Consider the following 12,847-nt stretch of genomic DNA (forward strand, 5'->3'; position numbering starts at 1 on the left):
GCCATCGTCGTCACTGTCGATGTCCAGACTGTCCGCTATGCCATCACCGTCAGTGTCAATAGGTAATATTCCTCCACATGCTCCAGGGCTTTCTTCATAATGGTCATCAAGACCATTACCATCTGAATCTATCCCGCAAGGCGCTTGAAAATTTTCAACCGATTGCGCTTCAATATTATCTATAATTCCATCACTATCAGAGTCGACATCTAAGTAGTCAGGAATATAATCTCCATCTTTATCTATAGGTGTTAAACCGTTACAACTCCCCGGGGTGATTTCGTAAGCATCATCGAGACCATTGCCGTCCACATCTTTACCTGAAGGAACGATATAATTCTTTGAGTCTTGAGCTTCGACATTATCAATAATACCATCATTATCAGAATCAACATCTAAATAGTCAGGTATATAATCTCCGTCTTTATCTCCATTACCTTCCGTAATATCTAAAATTCCATCTCCATCATCATCCATGTCTTCATGATTAGGAATCCCATCGCCATCATTATCGGTATAAATAGTTATATTGTTATTGAATGAAGAAGTAGCTAAAAAAGGAGTGAGCAAGCTAAATACAAAAAACATGAGAATCAACCTATAAGATATGCTCTCTCTAGTTTTTAAAGCTTGTAGCGTAATTTTTTTCATAAATGACAGTTTTCTCTTTTAAACTAATCACTATAACATTACGCAGGTATGTTGTGTAAGGATTTTGGGGCAATCAATACAATTGCAAGATATTCAATTATTCTGCAAGCGATTTATTATGCATAGTTACTTTTTATCAAATTAACTACCTATTTTACTCGACAAACGGTCATCTTTTGATTTTGAATAGATACGATGGATTCTTTAAAAAAGTTGCTCCTTCGCTCAAAAATTAAAAAAAACCATTTAGTAACGAAATATACTTGGATTTTGTAGTTAATATCTTATTTTTTGTCATTTTTATTCATATTATATTAACATATGTGACCCATTCTTTTTTAAGAAGTCACAAAAGAATTTAGCTACTTTTGCCTCAAATTTTTTAAATGAGTTTTGAAAAAGAAATTGCAAGACGAAGAACTTTTGGTATAATATCACACCCTGATGCTGGGAAAACAACCTTAACTGAAAAACTTCTGCTTTTTGGTGGTGCAATACAAGAAGCTGGCGCGGTTAAGAACAACAAAATAAAAAAATCAGCAACCAGCGATTTCATGGAAATTGAAAGACAACGCGGAATTTCAGTAGCCACTTCAGTTCTTGCTTTCATCTACAAAGACAAAAAAATAAATATTTTAGATACTCCCGGGCACAAAGATTTTGCTGAAGATACCTTCCGAACTTTGACGGCCGTAGATAGTGTAATTATTGTTATTGATGTTGCAAAGGGAGTCGAAGATCAAACTGAGAAATTGGTTGAAGTTTGTCGAATGCGAAACATCCCTATGATCGTATTTATTAATAAGCTTGATAGGGAAGGTAAAGATGCCTTTGATTTATTAGATGAAGTTGAGCAAAAACTGGGTTTATCAGTTACCCCGTTAAGCTTTCCAATAGGGATGGGGTATGATTTTAAAGGTATTTACAACATCTACGAAAAAAACATTAACCTTTTCAGTGGCAATAGCAAACAAAACATAGAAGAAACCATATCTTTTGATAATATTGAAAGCCCTGAGCTTGAAAATATAATTGGTGAAAAGGCAGCTCTTGAGTTAAGAGACAATTTAGAGCTGGTTGAGGGCGTTTATCCACCGTTCGATATCCAATCTTATTTAAAAGCTGAGCAGCATCCTGTATTCTTCGGTTCGGCATTGAACAATTTTGGAGTGCGAGAATTGCTTGATTGTTTTATTAATATAGCACCTGCGCCAAAATCAAAAATGTCCGAAGAGCGTCTGGTTGAAGCTGACGAAGAAGACTTTTCAGGTTTTGTATTTAAAATTCATGCCAATATGGATCCTAAGCACAGAGATCGATTGGCATTTATTAAAATTGTTTCTGGAACTTTTGAACGCAACAAGCCATATTTACATGTAAGACACAACAAAAATTTAAAATTTTCTAGTCCCAATGCATTTTTTGCAGAGAAAAAAGAAATCGTAGATATTTCGTATCCAGGCGATATTGTGGGCTTACATGATACTGGTAATTTTAAAATTGGAGACACGCTTACCAATGGAGAAAAACTTCATTATAAGGGGATACCCAGTTTTTCACCTGAACATTTCCGGTACATCAATAATGCCGACCCTATGAAAGCAAAACAGCTTAATAAAGGTATTGACCAATTAATGGATGAGGGAGTGGCCCAGCTATTTACCCTCGAATTAAATGGCAGAAAAATTATTGGTACAGTGGGTGCCTTACAATATGAAGTCATCCAATACCGCCTTGAGCATGAATATGGAGCTAAATGTACCTATGAAAACTTCCCTGTGCATAAAGCCTGTTGGGTTGAAGCTGAGAGTAACAACGAAGAATTCAAAGAATTTAAAAGGATAAAACAAAAGTTTTTGGCCACTGACAAAAGTGGACAACTGGTCTTCTTGGCAGATTCACAATTCTCATTGCAGATGACACAACAAAAATACCCTACGGTCAAACTACATTTCACTTCAGAATTTGAATAGGCAAAACAGGTATAAGGTTTTCTTTATTTCAAAATAGGTAAGGATGATTTTGGTAAAGTCATTTTTTCGTAACTTATTGGCTAATAACCAATAAACTTTATTTTATGACAAACACATCGATAAAGCCACCTATATGGTTTTGGGTGGTAAGTGTTATAGCACTTTTATGGAATTTGATGGGCGTTTTTAATTATCTAGTACAGGCCTATTTACCTATAGAACAACTGGAAGCCATGTCGCAAGCAGAACGAGAGCTTTATGAAGGACAACCTGCTTGGGCTACTGGAGCTTTTGCAATTGCAGTATTTACTGGGACTATTGGCTGTATCGCATTATTAATTCGCAAAAAATGGGCAAGACCTATTCTAGTTTTATCATTGATAAGCTCTATCGCATTATTTTCTTATACACTATTTATAAGTAATACAATCGAGGTATATGGAATTGTTCATGCGATTGTTATGCCTATTCTTGTAATTCTTATAGGAATTTATTTAGTCTTTTTCGCTAAAAAAGGCATTATAAATGGTTGGCTTAAGTAAAATATAATCTTCGGATATAAAAAAGCCCTGACAAATGTCAGGGCTTTTTTATGCTTCTCCCGTAGGTCCAAAATTTAAAGGTATTGGAGGTTGCTCATAGTCCTTTATCGTTCCATGTGCCTTCTCAAATCTCTGTACGTTATCGTTCAATGCCTTTAAAAACTTTTTGGCATGTTGTGGGGTCAACACAATTCTGCTCTTCACTTTTGCCTTTGGTGCTCCAGGCATTAAACTTATAAAATCGACCACAAATTCAGATACCGAGTGATTAATAATGGCCAGGTTGGAATAAATTCCTTCAGCCATTTTTTCATCCAATTCAATATTAATCTGCTTTTGGTTTTGATTCTTTTCTGCCATTATAAAATTGGTTATAAAAATAAAACCCCAACATAAGTGTCAGGGTTTATTATAATTTAGAATTTGAACTCTTCTTTTCGAGCCATTATTTCATCATATTCTTCCTTTGAGCCCACGATAATACTGTCATAGTCCCTCATACCTGTTCCTGCAGGAATCTTATGACCTACAATAACATTTTCTTTCAGTCCTTCTAAAGTATCAACCTTACCACTAACAGCTGCTTCGTTCAATACTTTTGTAGTTTCTTGGAAAGAAGCGGCAGAAATAAATGATTTTGTTTGCAATGAAGCCCTTGTAATACCCTGCAAGATAGGTGTAGCTGTTGCAGCCACGGCATCTCTAGCAGTTACCAAGTTCTTATCAGCCCTTTTGAGCAGTGAGTTCTCATCTCTAAGCTCCCTAGCTGTTATAATTTGGCCTGCTTTCAGGTTTTCAGAATCACCTGGCTCTTCTACCACTTTCTTACCAAAGATTCCGTCATTTTCACGAATGAAATCATCTTTATGGATTAATTGGTTTTCTAAGAAAATTGTATCGCCAGAATCTTGAATTCTAACTTTACGCATCATCTGTCTGACAACAACTTCAAAATGCTTATCATTGATTTTTACACCCTGTAATCGGTACACTTCTTGTACTTCATTCACCAAATATTGCTGAACGGCAGAAGGCCCCTTAATCGCTAAAATATCTTCCGGCGTGATAGAACCATCAGATAACGGCATTCCCGCACGAACGTAATCATTTTCTTGTACCAAAATCTGATTAGAAAGCTTTACAAGATATTTCTTGACTTCACCTAATTTAGATTCGATAATAATCTCTCTATTACCACGCTTTATTTTACCGAAAGATACTACACCATCAATTTCAGAAACAACTGCTGGGTTAGAAGGGTTACGAGCTTCAAACAGCTCAGTTACCCTTGGAAGACCACCAGTAATATCCCCTGCTTTAGCTGATTTTCGAGGAATCTTTACCAAAGTCTTTCCTTCACTAACCTTCTCTCCGTCATCAACCATAATGTGAGAACCAACTGGTAAATTATAAGAACGTAAAGTTTCACCTTTAGCATCTTGAATCAATAGTGTCGGAATCAATTTCTTGTTTCTAGATTCAGAAATTACCTTTTCTTGGAAACCGGTTTGTTCATCAATTTCGACTTGATATGTAATGCCCTGTTCTATATTCTCATAAGCAATCTTACCTGTAAATTCAGAAACGATTACTCCATTATAAGGATCCCAAGAACAAATAACATCACCTTTTTTGATTTTAGCACCATTCTTAATAAACAATTGGGAACCATAAGGAATATTATTTGTGCTTAAGGTGATGCCAGTTTTCTCATCAATAATTTTAATTTCAGATGTTCTAGAGATAACAATGTTAGATTTTTCACCTTCACTATTTTCTCCAACAACGGTTCTTAAATCTTCAATTTCAGCTTTACCTTCAAACTTAGCATCTAATTTACTATCTTCTGAAATGTTACCTGCAATACCACCTACGTGGAATGTACGAAGAGTCAACTGTGTGCCAGGCTCACCGATTGATTGAGCAGCTACAACACCGACTGCTTCTCCCCGTTGTACCATTTTATTAGTAGCTAGATTACGACCGTAACACTTGGCACATATTCCTTTAGGCGCTTCACAAGTAAGTGCAGAGCGAACCTCAATTTTATCAATTGGGGAAGCTTCTATTTTTTTAACTTCAACTTCTGTGATATGCTGTCCCGCAGACACCAACAACTCTTGAGTGATGGGATTGTAAACGTCATGTAAAGAAACTCGACCAACAATTCGTTCGCCTAAAGTTTCTACAATTTCTTCATTCTTTTTCAAGGCCTGAACCTCAATTCCACGAAGCGTTCCACAGTCTTCAATATTGATAATAACGTCTTGTGAAACATCAACCAAACGTCTTGTCAAATACCCTGCATCAGCAGTTTTAAGTGCTGTATCCGCTAGACCTTTACGTGCACCGTGAGTTGAAATGAAATATTCCAAAATCGAAAGTCCTTCTTTAAAGTTAGAAAGAATAGGATTTTCAATAATCTCCCCTCCACCAGCAGTAGACTTTTTAGGTTTAGCCATCAATCCACGCATACCGGTCAATTGGCGAATTTGTTCTTTAGAACCCCTTGCACCAGAATCCAACATCATATATACTGAGTTGAATCCTTGCTGGTCTTCTCTAATTCGCTTCATAGCCAATTCAGTCAGCATCGCATTTGTCGAAGTCCAAACATCAATTACTTGATTGTATCGCTCATTATTTGTGATAAGACCCATATTATAGTTGGCCATAATACCATCTACTTGACCATTGGCATCATCAATCATTTCAATTTTTTCTTTCGGAATGATAATATCCCCTAAACTGAATGACAATCCACCTTTAAAGGCAAATTGATACCCCATGGTTTTAATCTTATCCAAAAACTCAGCAGTTCTCGGAACATCAGTTACCGCCAAAATATCGCCAATAATATTACGAAGTGCTTTTTTATTCAATACTTGATTGATAAAACCAGCTTCTTTTGGTACATGACTATTAAAAATAACCCTACCAACCGTAGTTTCAATAATTTGATTTACGAGTTCTCCTTCTTCATTAAAATCTAACGCTCTAACTTTAATACCAGCATTAAGTTCTACTTTCTTTTCATTAAAAGCAATTTCAACTTCTTCTGCTGAATAAAAAGTTAATCCTTCTCCTACTACAGGAACTTCTTTTGTGGATTTTCGGTGCTTGGTCATATAATAAAGGCCCAAAACCATATCTTGAGAAGGTACTGTAATTGGCGAGCCATTAGCTGGATTCAAAATATTTTGTGAAGCAAGCATTAATAACTGTGCTTCCAAAATAGCCTCAGGGCCCAATGGTAAATGGACTGCCATTTGGTCTCCATCAAAATCTGCGTTAAATGCAGTACAAGCCAATGGGTGTAAGCGAATCGCTTTACCTTCAATCAATTTTGGTTGAAACGCCTGAATGCCTAAACGGTGCAATGTAGGCGCCCTATTCAACAAAACTGGATGTCCTTTCAATACATTTTCAAGAATATCCCAAACAACTGGTTCTTTTCTGTCAATTATCTTTTTGGCTGATTTCACAGTTTTTACAATACCTCTTTCAATCAATTTTCTGATTACAAAAGGTTTGTATAATTCTGCAGCCATATCTTTTGGAAGTCCGCATTCGTAAAGGTTCATTTCTGGACCAACGACGATTACAGAACGTGCAGAATAATCAACACGTTTACCCAATAAGTTTTGACGAAAACGACCTTGTTTTCCTTTCAAAGAATCTGAAAGGGATTTTAATGGCCTGTTTGATTCAGTTTTAACGGCTGATGCTTTTCTGGTATTATCAAAAAGTGAATCTACCGATTCCTGAAGCATCCTTTTTTCATTACGAAGAATCACCTCAGGAGCTTTAATCTCCATTAATCGCTTTAAACGATTGTTTCTGATAATAACTCTACGATATAAATCATTTAAATCTGAAGTAGCAAAACGACCACCATCTAGAGGTACCAATGGACGCAATTCCGGTGGAATTACTGGAACAACCTTCATAATCATCCATTCCGGACGATTTTCACGGTTATCTTGTGATTCACGCAAGGCCTCAACAACTTGAAGTCTTTTTAAAGCTTCTGTTTTACGTTGCTTAGAAGTTTCTGTATTTGCTTTATGTCTTAGCTCATAAGACAATTGTTCCAAATCAATTCTTCCCAATAAATCAATCAAACATTCTGCACCCATCTTAGCGATAAACTTATTTGGGTCAGTATCTTCTAAATATTGATTCTCGGCGGGAATTGATTCCAAAATATTAAGATACTCTTCTTCGGTCAAGAAATCCATTTTATTGATTTCTTCCCCTTCAGCACCTTTTGCGATACCAGGTTGGATAACTACGTAGCGTTCGTAGTAAATTATCATATCCAACTTTTTAGAAGGGAGACCTAATAAATATCCTATTTTGTTCGGAAGTGAACGGAAATACCATATGTGAGCTACAGGTACGACTAAATTAATGTGTCCTACCCTGTCACGACGTACTTTTTTCTCAGTTACCTCAACACCGCATCGGTCACAAACGATACCACGATAACGGATACGCTTGTACTTACCACAAGCACATTCATAATCCTTTACAGGGCCAAAAATTCGTTCACAGAACAATCCGTCACGCTCTGGCTTATGTGTTCTATAGTTAATGGTTTCTGGTTTTAAAACCTCACCCCTTGACTCTGCCAAAATAGATTCTGGAGAAGCCAATCCGATTGAAATTTTATTAAACCTTTTTGGTGCGTTATTATCTTTTATTCTAGCCATAATGCTATAAAGATGAAAATGTTAAAAATGTTCTTTTATAAATAGTCTTTCGACCATACTACTACTCTTCCAATCTAATATCTAAGCCCAAACCTTTAAGTTCATGCATCAATACGTTGAAAGATTCTGGCAATCCAGGTTCTGGCATTGTTTCGCCCTTTACAATGGACTCATAAGTCTTGGCTCTACCGATTACGTCATCTGACTTAACAGTTAAAATCTCGCGAAGGGTGGATGAAGCACCATAAGCTTCAAGAGCCCAAACTTCCATCTCTCCAAAACGCTGACCACCAAACTGTGCTTTACCACCCAATGGTTGCTGTGTAATCAAAGAATACGGACCAATTGAACGTGCATGCATCTTATCATCAACCATATGACCTAGCTTCAACATATAGATAATACCAACAGTTGCTGCTTGATCAAATCGTTCTCCTGTTCCTCCATCATAAAGATGTGTATGTCCAAATCTTGGTACTCCAGCTTCATCAGTCAATGCATTGATTTGCTCTAATGTAGCACCATCAAAAATTGGCGTTCCGTATTTACGACCTAACTTTTCGCCTGCCCAACCAAGAACAGTTTCATAAATCTGACCAATGTTCATACGAGATGGCACACCAAGTGGATTCAATACAATGTCAACTGGGGTTCCATCTTCCAAGAAAGGCATGTCCTCTTGACGAACTATACGAGCTACAATACCTTTATTACCATGACGACCTGCCATTTTATCACCAACCTTCAACTTACGTTTCTTAGCGATATAAACTTTGGCCAATTTCATAATACCAGCAGGTAATTCATCACCAACTGAAATTGTGAATTTATCCCTTCTCAAGTTACCTTGTAGGTCATTCAACTTAATCTTATAGTTATGGAGCAAGTCAGCAACTTGCCCATTGGTCTTGTCATCAGTAGTCCAGCTACCAGTAACCAAGTGGGCAAAATCATCAACTGCATTAAGCATTTTGATAGTATATTTTTTGCCCTTTGGAAGTACTTCTTCACCCAAATCGTTTAAAACACCTTGTGAAGTTTTTCCATTAATCATGGTGAATAGTTTTTCAACTAAAACATCCTTAAGTTGTTGGAACTTCACTTCGTATTCCAATTCTAATTTAGAGATAGCTTCTTTATCTTCAGAACGCTTACGCTTATCTTTAATAGAACGTGAAAACAACTTCTTATCAATAACAACACCTCTTAATGAAGGTGATGCCTTTAGAGAAGCATCTTTTACATCACCAGCCTTGTCACCAAAGATTGCACGAAGTAATTTCTCTTCAGGAGTAGGATCAGATTCCCCTTTCGGTGTGATCTTACCAATCAGTATATCTCCTGGTTTTACTTCAGCACCAATACGAATCATTCCATTTTCATCCAAGTCCTTTGTAGCCTCTTCTGAAACATTAGGAATATCATTGGTCAGCTCTTCAGCACCTAATTTAGTGTCACGAACTTCTAATGCGTATTCGTCAATATGGATTGATGTAAAGATGTCTTCACGAACAACTTTTTCAGAAATCACGATAGCATCCTCAAAATTATACCCTTTCCAAGGCATAAAGGCTACTTTTAAATTTCTACCAAGCGCCAGTTCACCTTTTTCGGTAGCATATCCTTCACAAAGTACCTGACCCTTTTTAACCTTATCACCTTTCTTAACGATTGGCTTTAAGTTAATACTGGTACCTTGATTTGTTTTACGAAACTTAATGAGGTTATACGACTTGTGGTCTTCTTCAAAGCTAACGAGCTTTTCTTCAGCTGACCTTGTATATTTCACAGTAATTTTTTGAGAGTCAACATAATCAATAACTCCATCTTCCTCCGCATTTATCAATACCCTGGAATCAGTAGCTACTTGACGCTCTAAACCTGTACCAACGATTGGTGATTGCGGACGTAACAACGGTACGGCTTGACGCATCATGTTTGAGCCCATCAATGCACGGTTCGCATCATCATGCTCCAAGAAAGGAATTAGAGATGCAGAAATAGACGCAATTTGGTTGGGAGCAACATCCGTATAGTTTATTTCGGATGGATCGACAACCGGGAAATCTCCCTCTTCACGTGCAATTACCTTATCGTTAATTATGGTACCGTCTTCTTTTAAAGGAATGTTCGCTTGAGCGATTTTCATACCTTCTTCTTCCTCAGCACTTAGATAACCAAAGTTTTTGGTGTCCACTTTTCCGTTTTCAACCTTACGATAAGGAGTTTCCAAGAATCCCATCGGGTTAACCTTGGCAAAAACCGAAAGTGATGAAATCAAACCAATATTTGGTCCTTCTGGTGTTTCAATCGGACATAAACGCCCATAATGTGTATAATGAACGTCTCGAACTTCAAAGCCCGCTCTTTCTCTTGAAAGACCACCAGGACCTAATGCTGACAACCTTCTCTTATGTGTGATTTCAGCCAATGGATTTGTTTGATCCATGAACTGAGATAGCTGGTTTGTTCCAAAAAATGAGTTAATTACAGAAGACAGTGTCTTCGCATTAATCAAATCAATAGGTGTGAACACTTCATTATCACGAACATTCATACGTTCACGAATGGTGCGCGCCATACGAGCCAAACCAACACCAAATTGAGAAGACAATTGTTCACCAACAGTTCTTACACGGCGGTTAGACAAGTGATCGATATCATCGATTTCTGCTTTTGAGTTAATCAACTCAATCAAGTATTTGATTATTGTTATAATATCTTCTTTGGTTAAGACCTGCTTATCCATTCCAATATCTAACTGCAATTTCTTATTCATTCTATAACGACCTACTTCGCCTAAGTTATAGCGTTGGTCAGAAAAGAATAATTTATCTATAATACCACGAGCAGTCTCTTCATCTGGCGGCTCTGCATTACGTAGTTGACGATAAATATGCTCGACAGCTTCTTTTTCAGAGTTTGTTGGATCTTTTTGAAGGGTATTGTGAATAATGGCATAATCAGATTGTGCATTGTTCTCTTTATGTAAAAGAACAGTTTTTACGTCAGCATCAATAATCTGATCGATATGCTCTTTTTCAAGAATAGTGTCACGATCAAGAATTATCTCATTTCTTTCAATAGAGACTACTTCACCAGTATCTTCATCAACAAAATCTTCATGCCAAGTGTTCAAAACCCTTGCGGCTAATTTGCGCCCCATGACTTTTTTAAGTCCTGCTTTAGAAACTTTAACCTCTTCAGACAGGTCAAAAATTTCTAAAATATCTTTATCTCGTTCAAATCCAATAGCTCTGAACAATGTAGTAACAGGCAATTTTTTCTTTCTATCAATATAGGCATACATTACTCCATTGATATCAGTTGCAAATTCAATCCAGGACCCTTTGAAAGGAATTACCCTTGCTGAATATAATTTAGTCCCATTTGCATGGAACGACTGTCCGAAAAATACACCTGGAGATCTGTGTAATTGAGATACAACAACTCTTTCCGCTCCATTGATAACGAAAGTACCACTAGGAGTCATATATGGAATTGTACCCAAATACACATCTTGTACGATGGTTTCGAAATCTTCGTGCTCAGGATCGGTACAGTAAAGTTTTAAACGCGCCTTTAATGGAACGCTATAGGTAAGACCACGCTCAATACATTCTTGAATGGAATAACGTGGGGGATCTATAAAATAATCCAAAAACTCAAGTACGAATTGGTTTCTGGTATCTGTTATTGGAAAGTTTTCCATGAAGGTATTGTACAAACCTTCGTTGCCTCTTTCGTCAGATTTTGTTTCAAGTTGAAAAAAGTCTTGAAATGATTTAATCTGAATGTCCAAGAAATCCGGGTATTCCGGTATGTTCTTAGCGGATGCAAAATTTACTCTTTCAGTCTTATTTGTGAACATCTATGGACAAATTTTGATAGTGAATTCTCTAAAGGATATACGTGCGCCATCACACGTTGCTATAAAAACAGGCTAAGGTCCAACCGCTTTTACGGAAAGACCTTAACCATATTATCTATGTAAAAGCTATTACTTAAGCTCAACTTCTGCTCCTGCTTCTTCCAAAGATTTTTTGATACCTTCTGCTTCATCTTTAGAAACAGCTTCTTTAACAGCTTTTGGTGCGCTATCAACAATCTCTTTAGCATCTTTCAAACCAAGACCTGTCAATTCTTTTACCAATTTAACTACTGCTAATTTAGAACCACCAGCTGCCGTCAAGATTACATCAAACTCTGATTTCTCTTCAGCGGCTTCTTCACCACCACCAGCAGCTCCACCGCCAGCAGCAACTGCTACAGCTGCTGCAGCAGGCTCAATACCATACTCTTCTTTTAAAATATCAGCTAATTCATTTACCTCTTTTACGGTAAGGTTGACCAACTGTTCTGCAAAATCTTTTAAATCTGCCATTTTTCTATCGTTTAAATAAAATTTTTAAAATATAATTGTTTAAGTGCGTGCGTACTATCTTTCAGATAAAGTTTTAATAATACCGGCCAATTTACCGCCACCTGATTTAAGCCCAGAAATAACATTCTTGGCTGGTGATTGCAACAATCCGATAATATCTCCGATAACCTCTTCCTTAGACTTAATATTTACCAAAGAATCAAGGTTTTCATCACCAATATAAATTGCCTCTTCAATAAAGGCACCTTTTAATAAAGGCTTATCTGACTTTTTTCTAAAGTTCTTGATAAGTTTAGCTGGACCGTTTCCTGTTTCAGAAAACATCAAAGAGGTATTCCCCTTTAATACTTCAGGAAGTTCTCCAAAATCCTTATCAGAAGCTTCCATTGCCTTTGCAAGCAATGTATTTTTGACAACTGCAAGTTTAATATTGGCTTTGAAACATGCTCTTCTCAAATTAGAAGTGCTCAATGCATCCAACCCAGAAATATCCGCAAGATATATATTAGGGTTATCAGCCAACTGTGCAGTCAAATCTTCAATTACGGTTCCTTTTTCTTCTCTTGTCATTGTTATAATTTT

7 protein-coding genes and 1 pseudogene are annotated in these 12,847 nt (G+C 36.8%); 2 read left to right on the forward strand and 6 right to left on the reverse strand.

Going from position 1 to position 12,847, the window contains the following annotated elements; all coding sequences use genetic code 11:
- Positions 1-651: pseudogene (locus RM706_RS14970) on the reverse strand (hypothetical protein); the annotation flags it as partial.
- Between the two features lie 386 nt (positions 652-1,037).
- Here RM706_RS14970 and RM706_RS14975 point away from each other — a divergent pair.
- Both RM706_RS14975 and RM706_RS14980 read left to right on the forward strand, forming a co-directional pair.
- Positions 1,038-2,624: a peptide chain release factor 3 gene (locus tag RM706_RS14975; RefSeq protein WP_311353020.1), complete on the forward strand. Its 1,587-nt coding sequence runs from the start codon at positions 1,038-1,040 to the stop codon at positions 2,622-2,624.
- Between the two features lie 104 nt (positions 2,625-2,728).
- Positions 2,729-3,166 (forward strand): hypothetical protein, encoded by a 438-nt coding sequence (locus tag RM706_RS14980; RefSeq protein WP_311353022.1) that lies wholly within the window; start codon positions 2,729-2,731, stop codon positions 3,164-3,166.
- 48 nt (positions 3,167-3,214) lie between these two features.
- On the opposite strand, the gene RM706_RS14985 is transcribed toward RM706_RS14980, so the two are convergent.
- The 5 genes from RM706_RS14985 to rplJ all read right to left on the reverse strand — a co-directional run bounded on the left by RM706_RS14985 (position 3,215) and on the right by rplJ (position 12,835).
- Positions 3,215-3,526, reverse strand: a complete 312-nt coding sequence (locus RM706_RS14985; protein WP_311353024.1) for a DUF3467 domain-containing protein — start codon at positions 3,524-3,526, stop codon at positions 3,215-3,217.
- A 56-nt stretch (positions 3,527-3,582) separates the two neighbouring features.
- Positions 3,583-7,881 carry a DNA-directed RNA polymerase subunit beta' gene (gene rpoC, locus RM706_RS14990; protein WP_311353026.1) on the reverse strand — a complete coding sequence of 1,433 codons (4,299 nt, stop codon included), beginning with the start codon at positions 7,879-7,881 and terminating at the stop codon, positions 3,583-3,585.
- A 61-nt stretch (positions 7,882-7,942) separates the two neighbouring features.
- Positions 7,943-11,752: a DNA-directed RNA polymerase subunit beta gene (rpoB, locus tag RM706_RS14995; RefSeq protein ID WP_311353028.1), complete on the reverse strand. Its 3,810-nt coding sequence runs from the start codon at positions 11,750-11,752 to the stop codon at positions 7,943-7,945.
- Between the two features lie 129 nt (positions 11,753-11,881).
- Positions 11,882-12,265 (reverse strand): 50S ribosomal protein L7/L12, encoded by a 384-nt coding sequence (gene rplL, locus RM706_RS15000; RefSeq protein ID WP_311353029.1) that lies wholly within the window; start codon positions 12,263-12,265, stop codon positions 11,882-11,884.
- A 54-nt stretch (positions 12,266-12,319) separates the two neighbouring features.
- Complete coding sequence (gene rplJ, locus RM706_RS15005; protein ID WP_311353031.1) at positions 12,320-12,835, reverse strand: 50S ribosomal protein L10; 516 nt, start codon at positions 12,833-12,835, stop codon at positions 12,320-12,322.
- Positions 12,836-12,847: the final 12 nt, after the last annotated feature.

Origin of the sequence: Croceitalea rosinachiae, from assembly GCF_031846445.1 — a bacterium.
GTDB classification, from domain to species: Bacteria; Bacteroidota; Bacteroidia; order Flavobacteriales; family Flavobacteriaceae; genus Croceitalea; species Croceitalea rosinachiae.

What these genes read in the sequence shown, in the direction of transcription:
- RM706_RS14980 (WP_311353022.1), top strand. Translation starts at nt 2,729, where the DNA reads ATGACAAACACATCGATAAAGCCACCTATATGGTTTTGGGTGGTAAGT.
- rplL (WP_311353029.1), bottom strand. Translation starts at nt 12,265, where the DNA reads ATGGCAGATTTAAAAGATTTTGCAGAACAGTTGGTCAACCTTACCGTA.
- RM706_RS14975 (WP_311353020.1), top strand. Translation starts at nt 1,038, where the DNA reads ATGAGTTTTGAAAAAGAAATTGCAAGACGAAGAACTTTTGGTATAATA.
- rpoB (WP_311353028.1), bottom strand. Translation starts at nt 11,752, where the DNA reads ATGTTCACAAATAAGACTGAAAGAGTAAATTTTGCATCCGCTAAGAAC.
- rplJ (WP_311353031.1), bottom strand. Translation starts at nt 12,835, where the DNA reads ATGACAAGAGAAGAAAAAGGAACCGTAATTGAAGATTTGACTGCACAG.
- RM706_RS14985 (WP_311353024.1), bottom strand. Translation starts at nt 3,526, where the DNA reads ATGGCAGAAAAGAATCAAAACCAAAAGCAGATTAATATTGAATTGGAT.
- rpoC (WP_311353026.1), bottom strand. Translation starts at nt 7,881, where the DNA reads ATGGCTAGAATAAAAGATAATAACGCACCAAAAAGGTTTAATAAAATT.